Origin of the sequence: Pseudomonas sp. R1-18 (assembly GCF_051132095.1) — a bacterium.
GTDB lineage: Bacteria > Pseudomonadota > Gammaproteobacteria > Pseudomonadales > Pseudomonadaceae > Aquipseudomonas.
The window spans coordinates 3,704,308-3,718,192 of the sequence record NZ_CP071658.1 but is presented as its reverse complement, the minus strand read 5'-3'; the positions used below and the strand labels follow the sequence as shown (position 1 = coordinate 3,718,192).

Below are 13,885 nucleotides of genomic sequence, written 5' to 3'. Positions count from 1 at the left end.
GCTGTCTTTCGAGTTGTCGACTAGGCTCTGTCTACGAAAAAAGAATCCGGACGCCTGATTTTCAACTTGAGAGGTTGCCATGAGCCTGCTGCTTGAACCCTACACCCTTCGCCAACTGACTCTACCCAATCGCATCGCCGTATCACCGATGTGCCAGTACTCCAGCGTCGACGGCCTGGCCAACGACTGGCACCTGGTGCACTTGGGGAGCCGGGCGGTGGGCGGGGCAGGGCTGGTCATCACCGAGGCCACGGCGGTCACCGATGACGGCCGGATCACCCCGCAGGATCTGGGGCTCTGGAAAGACGAGCAGATCGAAGGGTTGCAACGCATCACCCGCTTCATTACCGCTCAGGGTTCGGTGGCGGGTATTCAACTGGCCCACGCCGGACGCAAAGCGAGCACCTGGCGGCCGTGGGTGGGCAAGCACGGCAGCGTGCCGCAAAGCGAAGGTGGCTGGACGCCGGTCGGCCCTTCGGCGATTGCTTTCGATCCACAGCACACCGTGCCGGTCCAGTTGAGCGAAAGCCAGATCCAGGACGTGGTCCAGGCGTTCGTCGACGCAGCGCGCCGGTCGTTGACCGCCGGTTTCAAGGTGGTCGAAGTGCATGCCGCGCATGGCTACCTTCTGCACCAGTTCCTTTCGCCGCTGAGCAACCAGCGCACCGATCAGTACGGCGGCTCGTTCGAAAATCGCATCCGCCTGACGTTGCAGGTGACCGAGGCGATTCGCGAAGTCTGGCCTGACGAGCTGCCCGTGTTCGTCCGCGTGTCGGCCACCGACTGGGTGGAAGACGGCTGGAACCCTGACGAAACCGTCGAACTGGCTCGTCGTCTCAAAGCCTTGGGCGCGGATCTGATCGACGTGTCATCGGGTGGCACCGCGGCGAGCGCGGAAATCCCGGTCGGCCCTGGTTATCAGACGCGCTTTGCCGAGCGCGTGCGCAAGGAATCCGGTATCGCCACCGGCACGGTCGGCATGATCACCGACCCGGCACAGGCCGAGCACATTCTGCGCACCGGGCAGGCCGACATCATCCTGCTGGCCCGCGAACTGCTGCGCGATCCGTACTGGCCACTGCATGCCGACGACGACCTCGGCGGCCGCAAGGCGACCTGGCCGGCGCAGTACCAGAGAGCCACGCATCGCGACCAGCCGATCCACGAGTCTGATCTGCGCGACTGATCCGAACCGAGGCCGCGCGAGGCGGCCTCATCGCCAGCAAGCTGGCTCCCACAGGTCCGCACATGACGCAGCTTTTGTAGGAGCTGGCTTGCCTGCGATCTGGCGCGTAGCGGCAGCAAAGAAGGCACATCCATGACGTCTTTGCCTGCCACGCCGCTTCGCCAGCAAGCTGGCTCCTACAAAGATCGAGTTGCGCCGGCCTGTGGAAGCCAGCTCGCTGTGGGCGGCAATCCGACGATCTGGCGCGTAGCGGCAGCAAAGCCGGTACATCTCGAAAAAACAACGTGTCCAACGCAACGGCGCTGCAACATCCCGAAGCACACCCTTCGTCGCTCGCTCGTGAAATTTCCTTACCCTGCTGGTCAATGAATCATCTGACAGACCTTGTGGAGGTTTCCTATGAATACTCGCGGTTTACTCGACCAATTGCTCAAGTCCGGGCAGTCGATGTTGCAGGACAAGGCCGGCGGCAAGCCGGGCAATCGATCTGCGGGTAGCGATTCGCTGATGGGCGGATTAGGTAGTCTTCTGGGCGGGTCGAAATCGGCAAGCGGCGGTCTGGGCGGTCTGTTGTCCGGTGCGGGTGGCGGAGCGCTCGCGGCAGGGGCGATGAGCCTGCTCAGGGGCAAAGGCTCCCGCTCGATGGGCGGCAAGGCGCTGTCCTACGGTGGGCTGGCGGCGCTGGGTGTGCTGGCGTACAAGGCTTACAACAACTGGCAAGCCAATCAAGGTGTGACCGCCCAGCGTGAGCCGCAGACCATCGACCGTCTCCCGGAAAGCGAGGCTGAGGAGCACAGCCAGGCTATTCTGCGAGCGCTGGTGGCGGCGGCCAAGGCCGATGGCCATGTCGATGACCGCGAGCGGCAATTGATCGAAGGCGAGTTTTCCAGGCTGGGCACCGACCAGGAGTTAACCAGCTGGCTGAGCGCCGAACTGAACAAACCGCTGGACCCGGCCGAAGTCGCCCGCGCGGCCACGACTCCGGAAATGGCGTCCGAAATGTATATCGCCAGTCTGATGCTGGTGGATCAGGAGCATTTCATGGAACGCGCATACCTCGACGAGCTGGCTCGCCAACTCAAGCTGGAGCCCGGCCTCAAGGCCGAACTGGAAAGCCAGGTTCGCGACGCTCAATAATCTCTTCAGGCGCCTGACTGCAGCAAGGTTCGGGCGCCTGCAGACCTGCTACCAGACCTCTTTCTCCCCAATATTCCCCTTCTGTTCGCGCGGAATTGCCGCACTTCTGGACATCTGGCTGGGCTATACTCACGCCGCTTGGGCCGTCTGTCGGTCCGCTTCTTGAACACGGCCAGCGGGCGGTGTTGAACTCTTGAGGGCTGACCGTGAAGAACTGGACCTTGCGCCAACGGATTCTGGCGAGCTTCGCCGTGATCATCGCGATCATGCTGCTGATGGTGGTGGTGTCTTACTCCCGTTTACTGTCGATCGCGACCAGCGAAGAACAGGTCCGTCTTGATGCATTGCCCGGTGTCTACTACAGCACGCTGGTGCGCAGCGCCTGGGGCGAGAGCTACATTCGCACGCTTGAGCTGATCGGTGAGGGCAAAGCGCGGGCCCTGACCAGGCAGGAAAAGGACCAGTTCGCCGGCTTCGAGGAAAATCTGCAGACGCAGATGGACGGCTACAAGCAGTCGATCTTCGACGAAGCTGACAGAGCCGACTTCGCTATCTTCGAGAAGCGCCGCGAAACCTATTCCCGGTTGCTCGCCGACGTACACAGCACCTACGAACGAGGCGACTACGCCGCCGCCCGGGCCGAATTCTACGACCAGCTCAACCCGATATGGACCGAGGGCCGTCGTCAGCTCAACGACATCATCGTCGCCAACAAGCAACTTGCAGACCGCGCCACTGAAAGCATCGGCAACGCCGTGCTCGGCGCCAAGATCAGCATGATCATCTCGCTGTTGATTGCCGTACTGGCCGCCGCGGCCTGCGGTCTGCTGCTGATGCGCTCGATCATCGCCCCCATGGAACGGATCGTTGGCATACTGGGCGTCATGCGTACCGGTGACCTGAGTTCGCGCCTGAAGCTGGACCGCAACGACGAGTTCAATGCGGTTGAAACCGGTTTCAACGACATGATGACCGACCTCAATACGCTGGTGTCCCAGGCACAGCGATCATCGGTGCAGGTCACCACTGCGGTCACCGAGATTGCTGCCACGTCGCGTCAGCAGCAGGCAACCGCTACCGAAACGGCGGCGACCACCACTGAGATTGGCGCTACGTCGCGGGAAATCGCCGCGACCTCTCGCGATCTGGTGCGCACCATGACCGAAGTCACCAGCGCCGCCGATCAGGCCTCGACCCTGGCCGGCTCCGGCCAGCAAGGGCTGGCGCGAATGGAAGACACCATGCACCAGGTGATGGGCGCGGCCGATCTGGTCAACGCGAAGCTGGCGATCCTCAACGAGAAGGCTGGCAACATCAATCAGGTGGTGGTGACGATCGTCAAGGTCGCCGATCAGACCAACCTGCTGTCGCTCAATGCCGCCATCGAAGCCGAGAAAGCCGGTGAGTACGGGCGCGGTTTTGCAGTGGTTGCCACCGAAGTGCGGCGTCTGGCCGACCAGACTGCGGTAGCCACCTACGATATCGAACAGATGGTCCGCGAGATCCAGTCGGCGGTGTCCGCCGGGGTCATGGGCATGGACAAGTTTTCCGAAGAAGTGCGTCGCGGCATGTTCGAAGTCACCCAGGTCGGCGAACAGCTGTCGCAGATCATCCATCAGGTTCAGGCCTTGGCACCGCGCGTGCTGATGGTCAACGAGGGGATGCAGGCGCAGGCCACCGGTGCCGAGCAGATCAATCAGGCGCTGGTGCAACTGGCCGATGCCAGCAGCCAGACCGTCGACTCATTGCGTCAAGCCAGCTCCGCCATCGACGAGCTGAGTCAGGTCGCGGTCGGGTTGCGCGGCGGCGTATCGCGTTTCAAGGTCTGAGCCGCGGCAATGGCGGACCACTCGGCGAAACGCAACGCACCGGCGCAGGTTCCGGATACGTTGTTCCTGCTGTTTCGCATCGGGCAGGACCGCTATGCGCTGAAAGCGACCGAAATCGCTGAGATCCTTCCGCGTGTGAAGCTCAAGGCCGTTGCCCAGGTGCCGCACTGGGTCGCCGGAATCTTCGCGCACCGGGGCGAGATCGTGCCGGTAATCGACATCAGCGCGCTCAACTGCGGTCAGCCTGCGCAAGCCCGCACCAGCACCCGCATGGTGTTGGTCCACTACCGGCATGACGACCGTCATCCCGCACAGATGCTCGGCCTGATTCTTGAACAGGCGACCGAAACCTTGCGTTGTCCCGCTTCGGAGTTCAAGGCGTACGGCCTGGACAACCGCCTTGCACCTTACCTCGGGCCGGTACGCGAAGATGCACGCGGCCTTCTGCAGTGGATCAACGTCCAGGAACTGCTCAGCGAGCCGGTGCGCGAGCTGCTGTACCCGGTGCCGCCGCTTGATCCCGGGCAGCTGGAGGACGCGCTGTGAACGACGATTCGCGCTTTTTCGGGTTTCTCAAGGAACGCATCGGCCTGGACGTCGCTTCGGTAGGTGAAGCGATTGTCGAACGCGCGGTACGCCAGCGCCGCAGCGCTTCGGGTGCGGTCGACAGCGATGCTTACTGGCAACTGCTGGTTGGCTCGACAACCGAACAGCAGGCGTTGATCGAAGCAGTCATCGTGCCTGAAACCTGGTTCTTCCGTTACCCCGAATCCTTCGCCACCCTCGGCAAGCTGGCAGCCGCGCGCCTGGCCGCATTGGGCAACGCGAGGCCGTTGCGCGTCCTCAGCCTGCCTTGTTCGACCGGAGAGGAACCGTATTCGATTGTCATGGCCCTGTTCGACACGCAACTGAGCGCGCAGCAGTTTACGGTCGATGCCATCGACATCAGCCCTTTGTCCATCGGTCGCGCTCAGCGCGGACTGTATGGCAAAAATTCGTTTCGTGGTCACGATCTGAGTTTTCGCGATCGCTATTTCACATCCGCCGGCCAAGGCTTCCAGATCGCCGACCGGGTGCGCGAGCGGGTGAATTTTCAGCCGGGCAATCTGCTAGATCCCGCTCTGGCGTCGCGTGCCGCCTACGACTTCGTGTTCTGCCGCAACCTGGTGATCTATTTCGATCAGCCGACGCAAAAGCATGTGTTCGAGGTGCTCAAGCGCCTGACCCATCAGGACGGCGTGCTGTTCATCGGTCCCGCTGAGGGCAGTCTGCTGGCGAGCATCGGCATGCACTCGATTGGCATCGCGCAGTCGTTTGCGTTCAGGCATGCGCCGCTCGACAAGCCTGCGATGAAAAGCACGTCTGTCCGGTTCGCCGCGCCGACAGCCCTTAACAGTTCGCGCATTCCCGTTTCCCGGCCCGCACCCGCGCCATTGCGTCCGGTGCCGCGACAGGCTCCACACTCGGTTGCCCCTGCATCCGGCAAAGAAAGCACCGTGGCATTGCTGTCGAACATCGCCAGTCTGGCCAATCAGGGCCGTACCGCCGACGCCCGGGCCGAATGCGAGCGCTATCTGCGCGACCAGGCACCGGTCGCCGCGGTGTTTTACTGGCTCGGACTGCTCAGCGAAGTGGAAGGCAATGCCAGCGAGGCGCAAGGGTTTTACCGCAAGGCCCTGTATCTGGAGCCACAGCACGCCGAGTCACTGGCACAACTGGCGGCGCTGCTTGCCGCGCGAGGTGACGCTGCCGGAGCGCGGCGTCTGCAGGACCGCGCGGCGCGTGGTGCCGACAAGCAAGGAGGTCACCGATGACCGGACCGGTCAGCCTCTCAGGCCTTACCCGCGACGACGCCGAAGTCATCGACGACTGTTGGAACCGCATCGGTATCCACGGTGACCGTTCCTGTCCGTTGCTGGAAGACCACATTCATTGCCGCAATTGCGCGGTGTATTCGGCGGCTGCTACCCGGCTGCTGGACCGTTACTCGCTGGCTCAGGATTACCGCGAGCAGATTCAGGTCACCGAACTGCGCCACGATATCAAGACCCGCTCGATGCTGGTCTTCCGCCTCGGCGAGGAATGGCTGGCACTGGCAACGCGCAGCCTGTCCGAGGTGGCGTCGAGTCAGGCGATCCATTCATTGCCGCATCAGCGGTCTCGCGCGTTGCTCGGGGTCGCCAATGTGCGCGGAGCGCTGGTGCCCTGCATTTCGCTGGTCGAGTTGCTGGGGCTCGACGGCGGCGACTCTTCGCCGGGCGACTCGGGTCGGGTGGTGCCGCGCATGCTGATTCTTGCCGCGGACGGCGGGCCTGTGGTGGTGCCGGTCGACGAAGTGGATGGCATCCATGCGCTGGACGAGCGTGAGCTGGACAGCGCCTCGGCGTCCGGCACCCACGCCAATGCGCGGTTCACTCGGGGCGTGCTGCAATGGAAAGACCGCAGCCTTCGGTTACTGGATGAATACGAGCTGCTGTCGGCGGTCCACCGGAGCCTCACATGACACCCGATCAAATGCGCGACGCCTCGCTGTTCGAACTGTTCATGCTGGAAGCCGAAGCCCAGACTCAGGTGCTCAGCGCCGGTCTGCTGGCCCTGGAACGCAGCCCGACCCAGGCCGACCAGCTGGAAGCCTGCATGCGCGCCGCGCACTCGCTTAAGGGCGCGGCGCGGATCGTCGGCGTGGACGCGGGCGTCAGCGTCGCCCATGTGATGGAAGACTGTCTGGTCAGCGCCCAGGAAGGCCGATTGCTGCTACAGCCCGAGCATATCGATGCGCTGCTGTCGGGCACCGACCTGTTGATGCGCATTGCAACGCCTGGGGACAACGCTGTCGGTGCGAGCGATATCGACTCTTACGTTGAAAGACTCAATGCGTTGCTGGCGACCGGCGTGGGGAGTGCCCGTTCGGTCAGCGTCCCCTGGGTGAACCCATTGCTTGCGGAGCCGCCGGTGCCAGAGCCGCAGGCGCAGGTCGACGCCGTGCAAGCGGAACCGGCCCCGGCAACGGCTCAGCCAGAGTCCGGGCCTGCCCGGCCCGCCGAGCAACGCGCGGCTGACGGCAACGAGCGAGTCCTGCGCGTCACCGCCGAGCGGCTGAACGGCCTGCTCGATCTGTCGAGCAAGGCGCTGGTCGATACTCAGCGTCTGAAGCCATTGCTGGCGGGGATGCAGCGTCTGAAGCGATTGCAGACCAGCAGCGACCGCGCGCTGGAAGCCGTGAGCGCAAGCCTCGGCGGCACCGGCGCAGGTGCCGAAGCGCAGAAAGCGCTGGATGAAGCACGCGACCTGTTGTCCCAGGCTCAGCAGATGCTCATGCAACAGACCGCCGAGCTGGATGAGTTTGGCTGGCAGTCGGGCCAGCGCGCACAACTGCTGTATGACACCGCGCTGGCCTGCCGCATGCGTCCTTTTGCCGACGTGCTGGCCGGTCAGGCTCGGATGGTGCGGGACCTGGGGCGTGAGTTGGGCAAGCAGGTGCGTTTGCAGATCGACGGTGATAAGACTCAGGTCGACCGTGACGTGCTCGAAAAACTCGAAGCGCCACTCACCCATCTGCTGCGCAACGCCGTGGACCACGGTATCGAGCTGCCGGAACAACGCATCGCCCGCGGCAAGTCGCCGGAAGGCCTGATTCGCCTGCGGGCCTCGCATCATGCCGGACTGCTGGTGGTCGAACTGAGTGACGACGGCGGTGGCGTGGATCTGGAGCGTCTGCGGCGCAACATCGTCGAGCGCAGCCTGTCGCCTGCTGAAACGGCGGCGCTTTTGAGTGAAGAAGAACTGCTCAGCTTTCTGTTTCTGCCCGGTTTCAGCCTGCGCGACAAAGTCACGCAGATTTCCGGCCGCGGCGTCGGGCTTGACGCAGTGCAGCACATGGTTCGGCAGATGCACGGCAGCGTCGAGCTGGAACAGTGGCCGGGCGAGGGCAGCCGCTTTCGTATCGAACTGCCGCTGACGTTGTCGGTGGTGCGCAGTCTGGTCGTCGAAGTCGGCGGCGAGGCCTACGCCTTTCCGCTTGCGCATATCGAACACATGCGCGACCTGCAACCCGAGGACATCATGCAGCTGGAAGGCCGCCAGCATTTCTGGCACGACGGGCGACACGTCGGGCTGGTTTCCGCCAGCCAGCTGCTGCACCGCCCGCCCAGCCAGAACCCGGACGCCGCGCTCAAGGTGGTGGTGATCCGCGAGCGGGATGCGGTGTACGGCGTGGCAGTGGAGCGATTTATCGGCGAACGCACTCTGGTGGTGATGCCGCTGGACGCGCGGCTGGGCAAGGTTCAGGACGTCTCGGCCGGCGCGCTGCTGGACGATGGCTCGGTGGTGCTGATCATCGACGTCGAGGACATGCTGCGCTCGGTGGAAAAACTGCTCAATACCGGGCGGCTGGAACGCATCGACCGCCGCGACCGACAGGCCGGCGCGGTCGCGCGCAAAAGAATCCTGGTGGTCGATGACTCGTTGACGGTTCGCGAATTGGAGCGCAAGTTGCTTGTCGGGCGTGGTTATCAGGTCGCGGTTGCGGTGGACGGCATGGATGGCTGGAATGCCTTGCGTGCCGAAGACTTCGATCTATTGATCACCGATATCGACATGCCGCGCATGGACGGCATCGAACTGGTGACACTGCTGCGCCGTGATACGCGCTTGCAGTCTTTGCCGGTCATGGTCGTTTCCTACAAGGATCGCGAAGAAGACCGACGTCGCGGCCTGGATGCCGGCGCCGATTACTATCTGGCGAAGGCCAGTTTTCACGACGATGCCTTGCTCGATGCGGTTGCGGAACTCATTGGAGATGCCCAGGGATGAAAATTGCCATCGTTAACGATATGCCCATGGCGGTAGAGGCGTTGCGCCGGGCGCTGGCCTTCGAGCCCGCGCATCAGATCATCTGGGTCGCGACCAACGGCGCCGAGGCGGTCGCCTGCTGCACCGAGCAGATGCCCGATCTGATCCTGATGGACCTGATCATGCCGGTCATGGATGGCGTCGAGGCAACGCGTCGCATCATGGCCGAAACGCCGTGCGCCATCCTGTTGGTCACCGTCGACCGTGAGCAGAACGTGCGCCGGGTGTTCGAGGCGATGGGCCACGGCGCGCTGGACGTGGTCGACACGCCGGCCATCGGCTCGGGCAACCCCAGGGAAGCCGCCGCGCCGCTGCTGCGCAAGATCCTCAATGTGGAATGGCTGATCGGCCAGCGTACCGCTCATGAACCGGTGCTCGGCGCGCCGAAACGCGCGCCGTCGAAACGCGGTAGCCTTGTTGCCATCGGCTCGTCAGCCGGTGGGCCGGCGGCGCTGGAAGTATTACTCAAAGGGCTGCCCAAGGATTTTCCGGCGGCGATTGTGCTGGTCCAGCATGTCGATCAGGTGTTTGCCGCAGGCATGGCCGAGTGGCTGGCGTCAGTGTCGGGCCTGCCGGTGCGCCTGGCCCGCGAGGGCGAGCAGCCGCAACCGGGCACGGTGCTGCTGGCGGGCACCAACCATCACATCCGGTTGCTCAAGAACGGTACGCTTGCGTACACGGCTGAACCGGTCAATGAAATCTACCGGCCTTCAATCGACGTCTTTTTCGAAAGCGTGGCGCGCTTCTGGACTGGCGATGCGGTGGGAGTTCTGCTCACCGGGATGGGGCGCGACGGTGCACAAGGGCTCAAGACGCTGCGCGAACAGGGCTTCCTGACCATCGCGCAGGACCAGGCCAGCTGTGCGGTCTATGGCATGCCCAAGGCCGCCGCCGCCATTGCCGCCGCCGTCGAGATCAAACCGCTGCCGACTATAGCGCCTCGGTTGATAGAGGCATTCGCTCAATGATTTTCCAGGTGAAATCACCGCCCGCCGGTGTCCAGGAGATGCTTCATGCATGACTTGCAACTCGATGAACCCAAGCTCGTCGCCGACGATGCGGCGATGGTGCTGCTGGTCGACGATCAGGCGATGATCGGCGAAGCGGTCCGCCGTGGGCTGGCCGACGAAAGCGGCATCGATTTCCACTTCTGCGCCGATCCGCATCAGGCCATCGACCAGGCCATCCTGATCAAGCCGACCGTGATTCTTCAGGATCTGGTCATGCCGGGGCTGGACGGGCTTACGCTGGTGCGCGAATACCGCAACAACCCGCTGACGCGCGATATCCCGATCATTGTGCTTTCCACCAAGGAAGACCCGCTGATCAAGAGTGCGGCTTTCGCGGCGGGCGCCAACGACTACCTGGTCAAGCTGCCGGACAACATCGAGCTGGTAGCGCGCATTCGCTACCATTCGCGGTCTTACATGACCCTGCTGCAGCGCGACGAAGCCTATCGGGCATTGCGCGTTAGCCAGCAGCAACTGCTCGACACCAACCTTAAGCTGCAGCGGCTGATGAACTCGGACGGCCTGACCGGCTTGTCCAACCGCCGGCACTTTGATGAATACCTGGAGCTGGAATGGCGCCGGGCGACCCGCGAGCAGACCCAGCTGTCGCTGATGATGATCGACGTCGATTACTTCAAGGCTTACAACGATGGCTTTGGCCACCTGGACGGTGATGAAGCGTTGCGTCAGGTGGCGACGGCGATTCGCGCCAGTTGCAGTCGTCCATCGGACCTGCCGGCGCGCTACGGTGGCGAGGAATTTGCCCTGGTGCTGCCGAACACCTCGCCAGGCGGTGTACGGCTGCTGGCCGAAAAGCTGCGCCAGAGCATCCTGGGCATGAACATTCCGCATATCGCGCCCGCGCCCGGTTCGAGCCTCACCGTCAGCATCGGCGTCGCGACCATGACCCCACAGCCCGGCATGAACTGCCGCCAGTTGATTCTCGACGCCGACAAGGGGCTGTACCAGGCCAAGAACAACGGCCGCAATCAAGTCATGGTCGGCGGATGACAGCCCGCTCCGGGTGTTTCACGTGGCTATCACAACGCCTGCCCAACGGGCTGCTTTCGTCCGCGTCACTGGGGTATACTCGTCGGCTTTGAAATTTTCGCCTGCGAGTGCTGCCCACCATGGAAATCAACCCGATCCTAAACAGCATCAAGGACCTGTCCGAGCGCTCCGAATCCATTCGGGGGTATCTTTGACTACGATCACAAACATGATCGTCTGACCGAAGTAAACCGCGAGCTCGAAGACCCCAGCGTCTGGAACAACCCTGAGTACGCTCAGAACCTGGGCCGTGAACGCGCAGCCCTGGCGCAGATCGTCGAAACCCTCGACGACATGACGGCGGGTCTGGCCGATGCCAAGGACCTGCTGCTGATGTCCGCCGAGGAAGAAGACCAGGCGGCCGTCGATGACGTGGCTGCTGAAGTCGAGCGCCTGCGTGAGTTGCTTGAGAAGCTGGAATTCCGCCGCATGTTCAGCGGCGACATGGACCAGAACAACGCTTATCTGGATATCCAGGCCGGCTCCGGCGGTACCGAAGCACAGGACTGGGCCAACATCCTGTTGCGCATGTACCTGCGCTGGGCCGACAAGCGCGGTTTCGATGCCACCATCATGGAACTGTCCGCCGGTGAAGTCGCCGGGATCAAGGGCGCGACTGTGCATATCAAGGGCGAATACGCCTTCGGCTGGCTGCGTACCGAAATCGGCGTGCACCGTCTGGTGCGCAAGAGCCCGTTCGACTCCGGTAATCGTCGTCACACCTCGTTCTCGGCGGTTTTCGTTTCGCCGGAAATCGACGACAACATCGAAATTGATATCAACCCGTCCGACCTGCGCATCGACACCTATCGATCCTCGGGTGCCGGTGGTCAGCACGTCAACACCACCGACTCGGCGGTTCGTATCACCCACGTTCCGACCAACACCGTGGTCAGCTGCCAGAACGAGCGTTCCCAGCACGCAAACAAGGACACCGCCATGAAAATGCTGCGGGCCCGTTTGTACGAGCAGGAAGTGCAGAAGCGCAACGCCGCGTCCCAGGCGCTGGAAGACACCAAGTCCGACATCGGCTGGGGTCATCAGATCCGCTCCTACGTTCTCGACGCCTCGCGCATCAAGGACCTGCGGACCAATATCGAGCGCAGCGACTGCGACAAGGTGCTCGACGGCGATATCGACGAATACCTGGTGGCAAGCCTGAAACAAGGCTTGTAAGACATGCGATGCGGGCGGGCGGTGATCCGCCTTGCCCGCGATCCCCGGCCGCGGGCCGGGGCAACGAACCTGTGATGGAATTTCTAAAGACATGAGCGATCAACCACTCGACCCGCAAGCCCTGCAACAGGAAGAGAACACCCTGATCGCGCTGCGCAAGGAAAAGCTTGCAGCCGAGCGCGCCAAGGGCCAGCCGTTTCCCAATGACTTCCGTCGTGACAGCTACTGCAATGACCTGCAGAAACAATACGCCGACAAGACCAAGGAAGAACTGGCCGAGGCGGCGATTCCGGTCAAGGTAGCCGGTCGCATCATGCTCAACCGCGGTTCGTTCATGGTCATCCAGGACATGACTGGCCGCATTCAGGTCTATGTCAACCGCAAGACTCTGTCAGAAGAGACTCTGGCCGCGGTCAAGACCTGGGACCTGGGTGACATCATTGCCGCCGAAGGTACTCTGGCGCGTTCCGGCAAGGGCGACCTGTACGTCGAAATGACCAACGTGCGTCTGCTGACCAAGTCGCTGCGCCCGCTGCCGGACAAGCACCACGGCCTGACCGACACCGAGCAGCGCTATCGCCAGCGTTACGTTGACCTGATCGTCAACGAAGACGTGCGCCACACTTTCCGCGTGCGTTCGCAAGTCATCGCTCACATCCGCAGCTTCCTGATGAAGCGCGACTTCCTCGAAGTCGAAACGCCGATGCTGCAGACCATCCCTGGCGGCGCGGCAGCCAAGCCGTTCGAGACCCACCACAATGCTCTGGACATGGAAATGTTCCTGCGCATCGCTCCGGAGCTGTATCTCAAGCGTCTGGTAGTCGGCGGTTTCGAGCGCGTGTTCGAGATCAACCGCAACTTCCGCAACGAAGGCGTCTCGACCCGCCACAACCCCGAGTTCACGATGCTTGAGTTCTATCAGGCCTACGCGGACTACGAAGACAACATGGACCTGACCGAGGAGCTGTTCCGCGAACTGGCTCAGCTGGTTCTGGGCACCACCGACGTTCCTTACCAGGGCAAGGTGTTCCATTTTGGCGAGCCGTTCGTGCGCCTTTCGGTGTTCGACTCGATCCTCAAGTACAACCCGGAAATCAGCGCCGCCGATCTGCAGGACATCGACACCGCGCGGGCTATCGCCAAGAAGGCGGGTGCCAAGGTGCTGGGCTTCGAAGGCCTGGGCAAGCTGCAGGTGATGATTTTCGAAGAACTGGTCGAGCACAAGCTGGAGCAGCCGCACTTCATTACCCAGTATCCGTTCGAGGTTTCGCCGCTGGCGCGTCGCAACGACGAGAATCCGAATGTCACTGACCGCTTCGAGCTGTTCATCGGCGGCCGCGAAATCGCCAACGCCTATTCCGAGCTCAATGACGCGGAAGATCAGGCCGAACGTTTCCAGGCGCAGGTAGCCGACAAGGACGCCGGCGACGACGAAGCCATGCATTACGACGCCGACTTCGTTCGCGCGCTGGAATACGGCATGCCGCCAACAGCGGGCGAGGGCATCGGCATCGACCGTCTGGTCATGCTGCTGACGGATGCGCCGTCTATCCGCGACGTGATCCTGTTCCCGCACATGCGTCCACAGGCGTAACCGGTCCACAAGAGCCGCCCCATCCAGGGCGGCTTTTTTGTGGCGGACGGTC

At 62.8% G+C, this 13,885-nt stretch carries 11 protein-coding genes; all 11 read left to right on the top strand.

The window, feature by feature from the left end:
- Positions 1-79 precede the first annotated feature (79 nt).
- Complete coding sequence (locus J3P77_RS17010) at positions 80-1,186, top strand: NADH:flavin oxidoreductase/NADH oxidase (RefSeq protein WP_434677755.1); 1,107 nt, start codon at positions 80-82, stop codon at positions 1,184-1,186.
- Between the two features lie 399 nt (positions 1,187-1,585).
- Positions 1,586-2,323: a tellurite resistance TerB family protein gene (locus J3P77_RS17005; RefSeq protein WP_434677754.1), complete on the top strand. Its 738-nt coding sequence runs from the start codon at positions 1,586-1,588 to the stop codon at positions 2,321-2,323.
- Between the two features lie 206 nt (positions 2,324-2,529).
- The gene (locus J3P77_RS17000; protein ID WP_434677753.1) at positions 2,530-4,152 is read left to right on the top strand and encodes a methyl-accepting chemotaxis protein; all 1,623 of its coding nucleotides are present in this window, start codon (positions 2,530-2,532) and stop codon (positions 4,150-4,152) included.
- Between the two features lie 9 nt (positions 4,153-4,161).
- Positions 4,162-4,698 (top strand): chemotaxis protein CheW, encoded by a 537-nt coding sequence (locus J3P77_RS16995; RefSeq protein ID WP_434677752.1) that lies wholly within the window; start codon positions 4,162-4,164, stop codon positions 4,696-4,698.
- Complete coding sequence (locus J3P77_RS16990) at positions 4,695-5,966, top strand: CheR family methyltransferase (RefSeq protein ID WP_434677751.1); 1,272 nt, start codon at positions 4,695-4,697, stop codon at positions 5,964-5,966. Before J3P77_RS16995 ends, J3P77_RS16990 begins: the two co-directional genes overlap by 4 nt.
- Positions 5,963-6,655, top strand: coding sequence for a chemotaxis protein CheW (locus J3P77_RS16985; RefSeq protein ID WP_434677750.1), 693 nt, complete (start codon positions 5,963-5,965; stop codon positions 6,653-6,655). The genes J3P77_RS16990 and J3P77_RS16985 overlap by 4 nt, the downstream gene beginning before the upstream one ends.
- Positions 6,652-8,964 carry a hybrid sensor histidine kinase/response regulator gene (locus tag J3P77_RS16980; RefSeq protein ID WP_434677749.1) on the top strand — a complete coding sequence of 771 codons (2,313 nt, stop codon included), beginning with the start codon at positions 6,652-6,654 and terminating at the stop codon, positions 8,962-8,964. Before J3P77_RS16985 ends, J3P77_RS16980 begins: the two co-directional genes overlap by 4 nt.
- A complete protein-coding gene (locus J3P77_RS16975) occupies positions 8,961-9,971 on the top strand; it encodes a chemotaxis response regulator protein-glutamate methylesterase (RefSeq protein ID WP_434677748.1) in 1,011 nt (336 codons plus the stop codon). The genes J3P77_RS16980 and J3P77_RS16975 overlap by 4 nt, the downstream gene beginning before the upstream one ends.
- A 45-nt stretch (positions 9,972-10,016) precedes the next feature.
- Complete coding sequence (locus J3P77_RS16970) at positions 10,017-11,024, top strand: diguanylate cyclase (RefSeq protein ID WP_434677747.1); 1,008 nt, start codon at positions 10,017-10,019, stop codon at positions 11,022-11,024.
- Between the two features lie 119 nt (positions 11,025-11,143).
- A protein-coding gene (gene prfB / locus J3P77_RS16965) for a peptide chain release factor 2 (RefSeq protein WP_434677746.1) occupies positions 11,144-12,239 on the top strand; the annotation gives its coding sequence in 2 pieces (ribosomal slippage) (positions 11,144-11,215 and positions 11,217-12,239; 1,095 coding nt in all).
- Between the two features lie 91 nt (positions 12,240-12,330).
- Positions 12,331-13,833, top strand: a complete 1,503-nt coding sequence (lysS, locus tag J3P77_RS16960) for a lysine--tRNA ligase (RefSeq protein ID WP_434677745.1) — start codon at positions 12,331-12,333, stop codon at positions 13,831-13,833.
- The last annotated feature ends 52 nt before the right edge of the window (positions 13,834-13,885 follow it).